Source organism: Alteromonas lipotrueiana, from assembly GCF_019249245.1.
Taxonomy (GTDB): domain Bacteria; phylum Pseudomonadota; class Gammaproteobacteria; order Enterobacterales; family Alteromonadaceae; genus Alteromonas; species Alteromonas lipotrueiana.
In genome coordinates this window covers 49,756-62,869 of the sequence record NZ_JAESDK010000012.1, presented here as the reverse complement: position 1 = coordinate 62,869, position 13,114 = coordinate 49,756, and the positions used below count along the sequence as shown (strand labels likewise).

Here is a 13,114-nt window from a genome sequence, read left to right as displayed (position 1 = left end):
TCAGCGCAAAAACTTAGGGTGATTAGAGCTGCATAACGACAGTTCAAAGTCATTTTTCTAAACCCAAGGCAAGGTCTGCAAAAGGCTGCCTTATCAGTAGTGGAAATTGCAACGTAATGTTTTCAAACGTCCTGAGAAAAGTATTCGGTAGCCGTAATGACCGACTAATAAAAAAATTAAAAAAATCTGTCGATGCCATTAACGGCTTAGAAAAGGAATTTGAAGCGCTTTCTGATGAACAACTGAAAGCCAAAACCGAAGAATTCAGAAAGCGTCTGTCAGAAGGCAGCACTCTGGACGAGTTGTTAACCGAAGCGTTTGCTACGGTACGTGAAGCCAGCAAACGCGTATACGGCATGCGTCATTTTGACGTGCAGATGTTGGGTGGTCAGGTATTACACAATGGTCAGATAGCTGAGATGCGCACCGGTGAAGGTAAAACGCTCACCGCTACCTTGCCTACCTATTTAAATGCGTTGTCGGGTAAAGGCGTACATGTGGTCACGGTGAACGACTACCTGGCAAAGCGGGATGCTGACTGGGCACGCGAATTGTTTGCTTATTTGGGGATGTCAGTAGGCTGTAATATTCCTGGTATGCCCCCACAAATGAAGCGTGAAGCGTACGAGTCAGATATTACCTATGGTACCAACAATGAGTTTGGTTTTGATTACCTGCGCGACAACATGGCATTTAGCCCTCAGGATCGGGTTCAGCGCGAGCTGAACTTTGCAGTCGTGGACGAAGTTGACTCTATTTTAATTGACGAAGCCCGTACACCATTAATTATTTCAGGCGCAGCAGAAGACAGCTCAGCGTTGTATCGCAGCATCAATACTGTTATCCCCGAGTTGGTGAAACAGGATAAAGAAGACGAAGAAGGGGCCCACGGCGATGGCGATTACACCGTTGATGAAAAAGCCAAACAAATCCATCTTACCGAAAACGGCCAGTTGCATGTAGAAGAAATTTTGCATCGAAATGGCATTTTACCTGAAGGCGAAAGCCTGTTCGATGCCGCAAATATTTCGTTACTTCACCACATTAATGCGGCTTTGCGTGCACACAAGCTGTTTCAAAAAGATGTCGATTACCTCGTAAAAGATGATCAGATTGTTATTGTTGATGAACATACCGGCCGTACGATGGAAGGTCGCCGTTGGTCTGAAGGTTTACATCAGGCGGTGGAAGCCAAAGAAGGCGTTAAAATTCAAAACGAAAACCAGACGCTGGCATCAATTACCTTTCAAAACTATTTCAGACTGTACAACACTCTGTCGGGGATGACCGGTACTGCCGACACCGAAGCGTTCGAGTTTAATCATATCTACAGCCTTGAAACCGTGGTTATTCCTACGAACAAGCCAATGATTCGTAAAGATAAAGCCGATCTTATCTACATGACCGCTGAAGAAAAGTACGATGCGATTGTGGCTGATATCCAGGAGTGCGTAAAACGGGGGCAGCCTTCGTTGGTCGGGACTATCTCTATTGAAAACTCTGAACTACTGTCACGGGTTTTGAAAAAAGAAGGGATTAAGCACAAAGTACTTAATGCTAAGTTTCACGAACACGAAGCCGATATTATCTCAGAAGCAGGGCGTCCGGGGGCAGTGACCATTGCCACTAATATGGCGGGTCGTGGTACTGACATTGTGCTAGGCGGAAGCTGGCAAAGCGAAATTGAAAAGCTTGATAACCCTTCCGATGCAGATATCGAAAGAATTAAAGCAGAGTGGAAAATCCGTCATGATGCGGTATTAGAGTCCGGTGGCCTGCATATTATCGGTACTGAACGTCACGAGTCACGCCGTATCGATAACCAGCTACGAGGGCGCTCGGGTCGTCAGGGTGACGCCGGTTCAAGCCGTTTTTACTTGTCGCTGGACGATGCATTAATGCGTATCTTTGCTTCTGAAAAAATGGCCGGCATGATGAAGCGCCTGGGTATGGAAAAAGGCGAGGCGATAGAGCACCCGTGGGTTTCCCGGGCTATTGAAAATGCTCAGCGTAAAGTAGAAGGCCGTAACTTCGATATTCGTAAGCAGCTTCTTGAATATGATGATGTCGCCAATGACCAGCGTAAAGTCATCTACGAGCAGCGTAACGAGCTGCTGGATGAAGGGGATATCAGCGAAACCATTCAGGCGATTCGCACCGATGTGGTTGCTGGGGTGATAGATGAGTATATTCCGCCCCAGTCGCTGGAAGAAATGTGGGACGTTGGGGGCCTGCAAGAGCGCCTTAAAGCAGACTTTGCCGTTGACCTGCCTTTGCAGGAATGGCTCGACAGCGATGAGAAGCTGTACGAAGAAAAGTTACGCGAGCGTATTTTAGAAGAAGTTGAAGCAGCCTATAAAGCCAAAGAAGAGATGGTCGGTGAGCAGGTTCTTCGTCAGTTTGAAAAAGCGGTGATGCTGCAAAACCTGGATAGCCACTGGAAAGAACATTTGGCGGCAATGGATCACCTGCGTCAGGGTATTCATTTGCGTGGTTATGCTCAGAAAAACCCTAAGCAGGAATACAAGCGCGAGTCATTCGAATTATTTTCGCAGATGCTTGAGGCATTAAAACTTGAGGTCATTACGGTATTAAGCCGGGTGCAGGTAAAAGAAGAGTCTGATGTAGAAAAAGTCGAAGCACAGCGTCGACAGGCCGATGATGTTCCTAAAAGCTTTGAACATGAAAAAACCACACCGAAACCGGAGCCAGCGCAGGCTGAACCACCGGTACCTGGACAAAGTGGGAACCGTGTACAAAGTACCATGCGCGATGGCCCGAAAGTGGGGCGTAACGACCCGTGTCCTTGTGGTTCGGGCAAAAAGTATAAACAGTGTCATGGTAAATTGAGTTAATGAAACAGGTGCTGGTGGCGGTTGGAATTATCCTTCGCCACAATCAGACTTTTGTAACACTGCGCTCTGACGATAAGCATCAGGGCGGCAAGTGGGAGTTTCCCGGCGGTAAGGTTGAGGCCGGTGAAACTCTGCTAACCGCATTAAGGCGTGAACTTAACGAAGAAGTTGGTATTACGGTTAACCAGACTAAACCATTGATGACAATAGAGCATGACTATGGCGATAAAAAGGTTTGTCTAGAGGTGCAAATTGTCGAAGACTTTGACGGCGAACCGTTTGGACGTGAACATCAGCAGAGTAAGTGGCTGGAGGTCACGGCCCTTAACATCAGTGAGTTTCCGGCGGCGAATAAACCGATTATAGAGGCATTACAGGCCCGGGTTAAGTAACCTTTTACTCAGCTAAATAAAAAAACCAGCGTTGACGCTGGTTTTTTTGTGTCTTAAAAGTCGCTTTTTCTCAGCAAAGCGAATGTATCGCCATACTTCCCCTGCTACAGGGTAGTGACACTGGCTGTAGCAAACGCAACATGTTGGGTAGCGTAGGCGGCTTCGTTGATAAAATGAGGGTAGGTAGGCGATTCGCCTTCCCAGACTATTTCGCTGCCATCAAAACATTTAAAAATTGGTTGTCCGGCCAGCAAGGGCGCAAAGTCTGCATCCTGTAACTGATAATGCACCATTGCTTCACGCTCGCCACTCTCTGACAGCGGAAAATACACTTCGTGGCCAAGCTGATAGACCTCGCATGCGGGAAGATCGTCGGTTTGACCTTGCTGGTAGGCCAGACAAAAATCAAGCACAGCCAGGGTTAATGCTTCGGTAAGCTGAAACACCTCTTGCTTTAATACTCCCTGGGGCTGACCGCCAATCTCAAGCATGACACCATATTTGCCCGTCGTACAAAGGTAACCGTGTTCACTGACTGGTTTTTCATTTTCCAGCAAGACATTGGCTTCGGGCATCTTTTGTTTTACAAACCGGGCCATTTGAATATAAAACTCACTGGCTTCTAAAATAATGAGGGTTGCGCCCATGGCGCTGGTGGTATTGTGAATATCGATAACCAAATCGGTATTGGCATTACCTTTTGGTCCGAACTGAGCATTAATTTTTTGTGCCAGCCGGGCTTCTTTTGAATCACCTTCAGCCTTTAACGCTGACTCGCTAAACTGTCGGTTAAGATCTTGCTCAACAAACCTGACATTGGCCTTTAACGCTTCTTGGTTGGCTAAATGCAGCGACATCGATAGCGCGTTATCGTATTGCGCTGGAATTCCTGACTTAAGCCAGTTTTTTATCAGCTGGATACCGCTGGTTTCATTACCATGGGTGGCGCCGACCAAAGCGACAGACTGCAACATAATACGTTCCTTAATGTTTAAAAAAGTCGTCTGATTGCTGACTCAGCATAGCTTCAATTTCTTCAATATCAATCGCATCGGGACTGGCCTCTGGCGATTGTTTGGCCGCCGCAATAGTGCGTTCTTCGCTTGCCCATTCGCCCAAATCAATAAGTTGGCATTTTTTTGAGCAAAAGGGCCGAAATGGACTTTGTTCTGCTGACCATTCAACTTGTCTGGCACAGATAGGACATTTAACAAACATAGTTTTCCGTAATAATAAAAGCGTGTATTAAAAAGGGTTAACAGGCAGCTACTGAAAAAGTAATGTCGTCTTCAACTGAGACATTGGTTTTGCCGGCCGGTTCAAACCACATAAAACGTACGGCATAGCGATATTTGTTACCGCTTAAGTTAGGATAATAGCCATTGTCTGTATTACAACGCACCCGAATCAGCTCGTTTTTATCCTCAGCCACACCCTGATAAAAACCATTGCTGGCTGTGATGGGACGAAACTGTCCGCGTTCGCGTAAAAAAGATAAGCAAATACCGATGGCTTTATCTACATTTTTTAAGGTTGCCAGCCACGAATTCATAATTTGTGAACGTTGAGATTCGGGTTGCGCCAGCCAATAATGCAGGTTTGGCAAATCAAAGCTACAGGCGCCCCCTGGTATGGCAAAACGCTGGCGGATACTGCTTAAAAATTTGTCCTCTTTTAGCTCAGTACCAAATTTCTTACAGGTTTTCAGACTGTTGCGTAAGCTAACAATAGAGTCGAGTGTTTGCTCTAGTGCGCTGCTGTCGATATTAGGATGTTGCGACCAATACATCAGGTTTTTTTCGTGACTATCTAAATCTTTAATAATATCGGTACGAATATCAATACGCTCAAACAAATCTAAAAGCGTAAAAAGCTGGTCAAAGAAATACATTTGCAACTGAGCAGAGGGAGCTGAAGCGCCGCTTTTCAGTTGCGCAATAAGTTGCTCAATGCGCAGATAATTTCGCACTTTTTCTTTCAGTGGAAATTCGTAAACGGTGTCAGACATGCATTTCCTCGTTATCACTACTTGTAAGCACTAAAACGTAAAAACACAAAAATTTCAAGTAAAATGGCGTTATGAAGCCTGTGAAAGGGTGAGGTACTGGTGGTGAAGACGGGTAACCTGAGAAGCTAGCTGGTCTATCGAGCCACTATTATCAATAACATCGTCTGCCGCCGACAGCCGCTGTTCGCGACTTGCCTGTGACTTTATAATATTTTTGATGATTCGCTCGTCGCTGCCATCACGTTTTATCGCCCGGGCCAGCTGCATAGATTCGGGGCAATCGACAACGACTACACGTCGACACATGCCGGTGAGGTTGTTTTCAATAAGCAATGGCACCGCTAAAATACAGTAAGGCCCGGGCGCGTGTGTAATTTGCTGCTGCATAAGGGTGCGAATTGCCGGATGTAACAGCTGGTTAAGCCAGGTTTTGTGCTCATCGTTATCAAACACTGCATTTCTTAGCGCACTTCGGTCAAGCTCGCCATCGGCGCTCAGTACTTCTTCACCAAAATACGCGACAATACGGGCCAGGGCCTCAGTGCCCGGTTCTACCACCTGACGAGCCACTACATCGGCATCGACAACCGTAACCCCTAGTTTTTCAAACTTTTGGGTGGCCGCACTTTTACCGCTGCCAATACCGCCGGTAAGGCCGACAACAAAGGTCATAACCGCCGAGGCTGTTTAAATACAATGGCTGATATCATGACAAAACCCAGTTTATGTATGTGTCGATAATAGGCTGTTTATACATCAGAGTAATAAGGCCTGCAACGGCTAAATACGGACCGAAAGGGATGGCGATGCTGCCATTGCTTTGTTTTTTAAACATTAAGGCAATGCCCACCACGGCGCCTACCAGCGAAGACATAATAATGATTACCGGCAACCCTTGCCAGCCAACCAGTGCGCCTAAAGCGGCCAGTAATTTAAAATCGCCATAGCCCATGCCTTCTTTGCCTGTGAAGAGTTTAAACAGCCAGTATACCGACCATAGACAAAGGTAGCCGGCAGCGGCGCCGATTATTGCTGTGGTAGGGTCAACAAAAACCTGTTGGGTGCTGGCGATCAAGGCAATCCATAACAGGGGCAGGGTAAGCTGGTCGGGCAGTAGCATACGATCAAAGTCAATCAACACCATGGGGATTAAAAACCAACAGGTTAGTATGGCAAGTGCGCCTTGACCGGTAGCACCGAAATGCCATGCTACCCCCAGACATACTAACGCCGTAGTCAGTTCGACTATTGGGTAGCGCGGCGAAATAGCGGTTTTACAACTGGCGCAGCGACCTTTTAAAAATAAATAGCTGATGACCGGAATATTTTCCCAGGCTCTTATGCGATGACCGCATGCGGGGCAGGTACTGTCGGGCTTTATTAAATTAAACACCGCCGGCGGGGGCGGTGATGGTTGCGTATTACTGTTCGTATTCTCGTCGTTTGGAAAAACCTGGGCGTCTGCTTCGTAATACGCATGGTACTCGGCGGTAAACTCGCGCTCCATCATTATCGGCAATCGATACACCACCACATTTAAAAAGCTGCCTACAAGTAAGCTAACAATAAATACCAGGCTTAAAAAGAATACCGGGCTGGTTTGGCAAAGCTCAATAATGGCAGTCATAATTTGAGGTATCGTGTTGTCGCTATAAAAAATGAAAGTGTGCCAGAGCTAAGACAGCGGTACAAATCTTAGCGCTGGTACTATGAAAAGGTGTAGCGAATATTATCGCGCTAAAAACAGGGCAGCGTATGTTCGCTGGAACGCTACCCTGCGAAAGGCGTTTTTCATGGTTTATAAAATGCCTGGAGCTGAGGTAACTTACACCACATTACCCATTTGGAAGATAGGCAAGTACATAGCTACAATAAGACCCCCAATAACAACCCCTAACACCGCCATAATCATAGGTTCAAGCAAGCTGGTCAGACCGTCGACCATATCGTCTACTTCGGCTTCATAAATGGTGGCCACTTTGCTTAGCATTTCATCCACCGCACCCGATTCTTCACCAATTGCTACCATCTGGTTCACCATATCCGGAAACACATTGGTTGCGCGCATAGCGGTGTTCATTTGCATGCCGCCCGCCACTTCTTTTTTGATATACAAAATAGCATCACGAAAAACGGCATTGCCTGACGCACCAGCGGCAGAGTCAAGAGCACCAATTAAAGGCACACCCGCTGAAAAAGTAGTCGACAGGGTACGAGTAAAACGGGCAATGGCGCCTTTTTTCAAAATTTCGCCAATCACCGGAATTTTCAGAGTGAGTTTATCAACATTGTCACGTAGGTTTTTAGACTTTCGGTGAGCCCGAATAAACAGGTAAATACCGCCAGCCACCGCCATACCAATGTACAGCCCATATTCTTGCATACCTCGGGATATCGCCAGTACAAACTGGGTAAAGGCCGGCAGTTCGGCGCCAAAACTGGAGAAAATCTCTTCAAACTGGGGCACAACAAAAATCAGCAATACCGTGGTTACAATAAAAGCAACGACCAGTACCGCAGCAGGGTAAAACATGGCTTTTTTGATTTTACTTTTTAGTGCTTCGGCTTTTTCTTTGTAAGTTGCAAGACGGTCGAAGATAAGCTCCAGGGCACCAGACTGTTCACCGGTGTGCACCAAATCGCAATACAAATCGTCAAATTGTAAGGGATATTTGCGTAGTGCTTTTGAAAGGGGCGTGCCGGCGCTTACATCATCTCCGATGGCGGTAAGCATTTTGCGCATATCAGGTTTACCATGGCCCTGGGCAATCATTTGAATAGATTGGAGTAAGGTAACCCCAGCGCCTAACATGGTGGCAATTTGCCGGGTAACAACGGAAATGTCGGCGGCATTAATTTTTTTGCCGCCGCCAAACAAAGACTTTTGCTGTTTTTTAACTTTATTGGCAGAGATACCCTGACGACGCAGCAGGTTTTTCGCCTCGCTAATGCTTAAGGCTGAAATTTCCCCTTTGCGTTTACCACCTTGCCGGTCCTTGCCTTGCCATTCAAATACCGCTGCTGCTTTTGCCATAATGGTGTTCTCTGGTAGTAAAAAGCCCAGCAGGTGCTGGGCTCGTATAGTATATTTAGCTTAGCAAAGCGCTGAATCAGAACACTCTTCGGCCCACGTAATTTGACCATTATCTTCAACTGTTGCTTCGAGCGTGTAGGTCTCTCCAGCCAAGCCGCCATCACTTGTAGCAGCAGCAACTAAAGTAGCTGGCGATGCGGTTTCAGTCCAGGTAACAGTATCGATTAACCCTTTACCTTCACCAGTAGCGATGTTAGCAGGAACGCCATTAGTACCGTTTGTACAGCTCGTTATTGCACCTTCAGTTTGGAAACATACCTCAATGGCCGTTTTGAAGCTCTGAGTAGCCATAATAACTTCAGAAAAACGCGCTTTCTTTGTATAATTCTGATAAGCCGGTAACGCGACCGCGGCCAAAATACCGATAATCGCCACCACGATCATCAATTCGATTAAGGTAAAGCCGTCTTGTTTGTTTGCAGGTGTAAATTTTTTCATGGTAGTTCTCCGGGTGCGTATTAGACGCTAATTTAAAAAGTTGCTAGTTACGTTAGTTGACTAATCAAAGTTAGGTTTATACCTGGTTTGTTCCTTGTAACGCCCCCGGTACTTGAAGCCAAGTATAGGGAGGATCGTCATGTTGACAAGTATTTGAAAGTATACTTATGTGTAGGTTCTGCCGGAGTAACAGGAGAAGGGCGGCACATTTATCCAAAAGTATAAAATATGCCAAATTGCTATTAAAAACAGTTGGTTGCTATTGTTTTATGGTAACCCGTAACGACAAATCAATGGCCTGGACATGCTTGGTTAAAGCACCAGAAGAGATGAAGTCAACCCCTATTTGAGCCAGCGATCGCAACCTTTCATCAGTTACATTCCCAGACACTTCCAGTTTACTTTGCCCGTTATTTTGCGCTACTGCGCTTTCGATCTGTTCGTTGGTAAAATTATCCAGCATGACAATGTCAGCCTTAGCGGTAAGTGCCTGTTGTAATTCTTCCAGGCTCTCTACTTCTACCTCAACCAGTTTGTCGGGATGGGTGGCTTTGGCTGTTGCCACCGCCTGTTGTATAGAGCCACACGCAAAGATGTGGTTTTCTTTTATCAGGTACGCATCAAAAAGACCGATTCGGTGGTTGGTCCCTCCGCCGCATTTAACCGCGTACTTTTGGGCCATACGTAACCCCGGTAAGGTTTTGCGGGTATCTAAAATGCGGGTGGGCGAACCTTGTAATAAACTGGCGTAATGGGCTGTTACTGTGGCGGTGCCTGACAAGGTTTGCAAAAAATTTAAGGCTGTGCGCTCGGCAGTTAATATACTGCGGGCATTACCTTCTATACTTACCAGTGCAGTGTCAGGCTCTACCGAATCGCCATCTTGCACGTGCCAGTTCAGCTTAACGGTGTTATCGACCAACGCAAAAGCCTGTTCAACCCATTGTATTCCGCAAACAACAGCGTGTTCGCGGGTAATAATGGTGGCCGAGGCCTGCTGCTGCGCAGCAATTAAATTAGCCGTAATATCATTAGCCGGGGTCAGACTGCCGCCTAAATCTTCGGTTAGCGCGTTAGTGACCTGAGCGGTAATATCATGAGTTGAAACATAAGACATAGGGCGAAGGGGCTCCAGACAACAAAGTAATAAATTACAGGGTGCGCAATATTAACCAATCCTGACGCTGAGTAAACTCTAACTGTCGTAAAACACTCATACCCAGCAAAATTTGACCCTCAGGCAGACCCGGATTCAGGTTTGCTTTTACATTATGTAATTTAATATCGCCAATGGTCAGGGTGTCGATGGTAGTGCGGGCGACCCGTACTGTGCCGTTGGCAGTGTGGGCCAGGGCGGTGCGTCCTGCATTTAGTCCCAGTTTGCGCTGCATACTGGCGGGTATGGCCACGTCGGTGGCCCCGGTATCCACCAAAAAAGTGACCGGTGTATTGTTTATGGTGCCGTCGGTAACATAGTGGCCCTGGCGGTTTTGTTTTAGCCTGACTTCAGTTTGCCCGTCTATTCGCATTGATTCTGGTTCGCGGTTAGGGTTTTGCTGGCTGTCCAAAACATCCGTAAAAAGTAATGTAAGAAGCCCCAGACCGCATACCCAGGCCAGAACAAACATCCATTTTCCCATTGATTTTTCGTTGCTCATCGTCACCTGCTGTCGTAATAATTTTACCTGTTAGGGACAGGGCTTGTGCCCGGGTCGCCACAGTGTCAGTATTTAATTAGTCTGACGCTTAAATAGGGTATGTATTGTGGAGTATTACCCCCACGCAATTCAAAAAAAATCACCATTTTATGATGAGCGCCCTGCAAATGAGCCGGTATCGTTGTTAGTCATTCATAATATTTCATTGCCGCCCGGGCAGTTTAACACAAAGGGAATCGAGCAGTTATTCACCGGTACGCTAAACCCGGACGAACATTCGTTTTACACACAAATTGCCGGATTAAAAGTGTCAGCGCATTGTGTGATTTATCGTGACGGGCGTATTGAACAGTTTGTGCCTTTTACCCAACGGGCCTGGCATGCCGGGGTATCAAACTTTCAGGGGCGCAGCCGATGCAACGATTTTGCCATCGGCATAGAGCTGGAGGGCACCGACACTCAGCCTTATACCAACGCGCAGTATCATAGCTTAATTAGGTTAAGTGATTCTCTGCTGTCTGCTTTTCCACTTATTTCATGTGGGCGTATTGTCGGTCATAACGACATTGCGGCTGGTCGCAAAACTGATCCTGGCCCGGCCTTTGACTGGGGCTATTTTCGGCATACACTGTTTTCTAAAACCCGTTAATGCAACCGGATACCTTATTATGCTTATAAGTTTACTGCTGGCCCTGGCTATTGACCGTTATTTTACGCGGCCCAAAACCGCTTTTATTGACTTTTACTTTGCTCGCACTGCCGGTTTGCTAAGCAAGGGGTTATCGGGCCCGGCCAGTAAACACTGGCTGCGAGCGGCAATCATGATTTTGCCTCTGCTTATTATCAGCGGTGGGCTGTTTATCGCAGACAGCTCACTGTTGAGCTGGATAGCACAAACCGTGCTGCTGACACTGTGTATCGGCAGTGTTATGTTAAGGCGTAATGTAGAGTGTTTTGAGTCGGCATTAGCCCGGGGCGACGAAGAAGCCGCCGGTCGCTATTTAGATGGTATGAGTCAGGATACCTACCGGGTTGCCAGTCAAAATGACCTGGCCTGTTCTTTGTTGTGGATAAACTATCGATATTATGTAGCGGTGGTTTTAATTACCGCAATATTAGGCATACCAGGTCTCATAATTTACTGCAGCGCAAGATGGTTGCAGTTAAATGTACCGGGGGAGCATCAGCGCAGTGTGCCAGAAGAGTTTATTCGTATTATCGATATTATCGGCGTGCGATTAACCGGCTTAACGTACTTACTGGTAGGACACTTTAGCCGGGCAGCTACCCCCTGGGTTAAAAATCTGTTTACTGTTGCCCCATCGCCGCGTTTGTTTCTTACCCGGGTAGGTCAACAGGCCGGCGAATTTGAGGTGGGTCAGGCCAAAGCCTCTGCCAGTAGTGCTGCCGTTCTGGCTAAACGTAGTCTGGGTTGTTTGGTGGTTATTATCGCCGTACTCACCCTGGCCGGTGTATTACATTAAGTACAACTTTCGGCGGTATTATTGCAAAAATGTTAAAAATATAGTGTTGGTTTAGCTTATCCGACCAGTGGGAAATGTTCATAATAGTATTAAATATCAAGGGTATCTGGTTATTTTAAGCAACCTGAAGATAAGGTAATTTGGCAAGGTATTTACCTTGGTTTTAAACTACCCTAAACTATATAGGTAAATTGGTATTACCAATTGGCGGCATTGACACCAAGGTGTTTACAAAATGACCGCCTTTTTTCTGTCATAACGTTAAAGGAAACGAATGCAGCAGGGGCGTAAAAAGTTGTCAGACGTCATCACCGAACAACTGGAATCTATGATTCTGGAAGGGGCGTTGCTGGCCGGGCAAAAGCTACCTCCTGAGCGCGAACTGGCAACACAGTTTGACGTATCGCGGCCGTCGCTTCGTGAAGCAATTGGAAATTTGCAGGCCAGAGGTTTGGTCGAACGTAAGCAGGGCGGAGGCACCTTTGTTAGCAAAAGCCTGAATGCGGCGATGCTAGACCCGCTGATGGCGCTTATTAGCCGGCGTCCTGAAACACAATTTGATTTGCTTGAGTTTCGCCATGCGCTTGAAGGTATGTCTGCGTATTACGCGGCCTTACGGGGTCAGCCTGAAGATTATCAGGCACTGCAACAGGCACTTGATAATTTGCCTGCCCCCGAGGGCAAGCAATGTCAGCGGCCCCTGGCCGAAGCGCTGGGCCAGTTTTATGTGGTTATGGCGCGGGCCTCGCACAATATGGTGCTGCTGCATGTCATGAGCACTATGCAGGTCATGCTGATAGAAAATATTGAACGAAATCTGGAAATGCTGGCTCAGCATTCTGACGTGGCAACCGATTTGTCGCGCCAGCGCGCTGAAATAGTAGCGGCTATTGCTAACCGCGATCCTGAAAGTGCCCGGCAAGCATGTAATGCGCACCTGGCCTTCATTGAAAAAACCCTGTTATCGATTAATCAACGCGACAGCAGGGTACAGCGCGCGCTTCGGCGTCTGGAAATATAACGGCGAAAGCCAAAAAGTATACGCGTACTTAAGCTTGTATTAGTAAAAACGCGCAAATAAGAGGTGGGCTGTTACAGCCTGCTGCAAGTACAACATAATTTAGCGATGCCATCCTCTTCCAAATACGGTGCAGCGGATGGTTTTCTATATTAAGCAAAAATAGG

The 13,114-nt window shown here is 46.9% G+C and carries 13 protein-coding genes and 2 pseudogenes; 6 read left to right on the top strand and 9 right to left on the bottom strand.

What is annotated here, in order from left to right; translation table 11 throughout:
- Positions 1 to 116 precede the first annotated feature (116 nt).
- From secA to mutT, 3 genes and pseudogenes are all read left to right on the top strand, one after another.
- Positions 117 to 2,708: pseudogene (gene secA, locus JK130_RS09550) on the top strand (preprotein translocase subunit SecA); the annotation flags it as partial.
- A gap of 60 nt (positions 2,709 to 2,768) precedes the next feature.
- Positions 2,769 to 2,855, top strand: a pseudogene (locus tag JK130_RS16825) (SEC-C metal-binding domain-containing protein); the annotation flags it as partial.
- Positions 2,855 to 3,247: an 8-oxo-dGTP diphosphatase MutT gene (gene mutT, locus JK130_RS09545; protein ID WP_218354088.1), complete on the top strand. Its 393-nt coding sequence runs from the start codon at positions 2,855 to 2,857 to the stop codon at positions 3,245 to 3,247. The pseudogene JK130_RS16825 and the gene mutT, both read left to right, overlap by 1 nt.
- A gap of 104 nt (positions 3,248 to 3,351) precedes the next feature.
- Here the strand turns inward: mutT and JK130_RS09540 are convergent, their stop codons facing one another.
- From JK130_RS09540 to JK130_RS09500, 9 genes are all read right to left on the bottom strand, one after another.
- The gene (locus JK130_RS09540; RefSeq protein ID WP_218354087.1) at positions 3,352 to 4,221 is read right to left on the bottom strand and encodes an aspartoacylase; all 870 of its coding nucleotides are present in this window, start codon (positions 4,219 to 4,221) and stop codon (positions 3,352 to 3,354) included.
- Between the two features lie 10 nt (positions 4,222 to 4,231).
- Positions 4,232 to 4,465: a DNA gyrase inhibitor YacG gene (gene yacG, locus JK130_RS09535; protein ID WP_218354086.1), complete on the bottom strand. Its 234-nt coding sequence runs from the start codon at positions 4,463 to 4,465 to the stop codon at positions 4,232 to 4,234.
- 37 nt (positions 4,466 to 4,502) lie between these two features.
- Positions 4,503 to 5,255: a cell division protein ZapD gene (zapD, locus tag JK130_RS09530; RefSeq protein ID WP_218354085.1), complete on the bottom strand. Its 753-nt coding sequence runs from the start codon at positions 5,253 to 5,255 to the stop codon at positions 4,503 to 4,505.
- Between the two features lie 69 nt (positions 5,256 to 5,324).
- Positions 5,325 to 5,927, bottom strand: coding sequence for a dephospho-CoA kinase (gene coaE, locus JK130_RS09525; RefSeq protein ID WP_218354084.1), 603 nt, complete (start codon positions 5,925 to 5,927; stop codon positions 5,325 to 5,327).
- Positions 5,928 to 5,961: 34 nt separating this feature from the next.
- A complete protein-coding gene (locus tag JK130_RS09520; protein ID WP_218354083.1) occupies positions 5,962 to 6,882 on the bottom strand; it encodes a prepilin peptidase in 921 nt (306 codons plus the stop codon).
- A 198-nt stretch (positions 6,883 to 7,080) separates the two neighbouring features.
- Positions 7,081 to 8,289 carry a type II secretion system F family protein gene (locus JK130_RS09515; protein ID WP_218354082.1) on the bottom strand — a complete coding sequence of 403 codons (1,209 nt, stop codon included), beginning with the start codon at positions 8,287 to 8,289 and terminating at the stop codon, positions 7,081 to 7,083.
- Between the two features lie 60 nt (positions 8,290 to 8,349).
- On the bottom strand, positions 8,350 to 8,787 hold the full coding sequence (locus tag JK130_RS09510; protein WP_218354081.1) for a pilin: 438 nt from the start codon (positions 8,785 to 8,787) through the stop codon (positions 8,350 to 8,352).
- 259 nt (positions 8,788 to 9,046) lie between these two features.
- Positions 9,047 to 9,904: a carboxylating nicotinate-nucleotide diphosphorylase gene (gene nadC, locus JK130_RS09505; RefSeq protein ID WP_218354080.1), complete on the bottom strand. Its 858-nt coding sequence runs from the start codon at positions 9,902 to 9,904 to the stop codon at positions 9,047 to 9,049.
- Between the two features lie 34 nt (positions 9,905 to 9,938).
- Positions 9,939 to 10,445 carry a retropepsin-like aspartic protease family protein gene (locus JK130_RS09500; protein ID WP_218354079.1) on the bottom strand — a complete coding sequence of 169 codons (507 nt, stop codon included), beginning with the start codon at positions 10,443 to 10,445 and terminating at the stop codon, positions 9,939 to 9,941.
- A gap of 106 nt (positions 10,446 to 10,551) precedes the next feature.
- On the opposite strand from JK130_RS09500, the gene ampD reads away from it, so the two are divergent.
- From ampD to JK130_RS09485, 3 genes are all read left to right on the top strand, one after another.
- Entirely contained in the window at positions 10,552 to 11,094 is a 543-nt protein-coding gene (gene ampD, locus JK130_RS09495; RefSeq protein ID WP_218354078.1) for a 1,6-anhydro-N-acetylmuramyl-L-alanine amidase AmpD, read from the top strand.
- Positions 11,095 to 11,113: 19 nt separating this feature from the next.
- Positions 11,114 to 11,929, top strand: coding sequence for a regulatory signaling modulator protein AmpE (gene ampE, locus JK130_RS09490; protein WP_218354077.1), 816 nt, complete (start codon positions 11,114 to 11,116; stop codon positions 11,927 to 11,929).
- A gap of 274 nt (positions 11,930 to 12,203) precedes the next feature.
- Positions 12,204 to 12,950, top strand: a complete 747-nt coding sequence (locus JK130_RS09485) for a GntR family transcriptional regulator (protein ID WP_218354076.1) — start codon at positions 12,204 to 12,206, stop codon at positions 12,948 to 12,950.
- Positions 12,951 to 13,114: the final 164 nt, after the last annotated feature.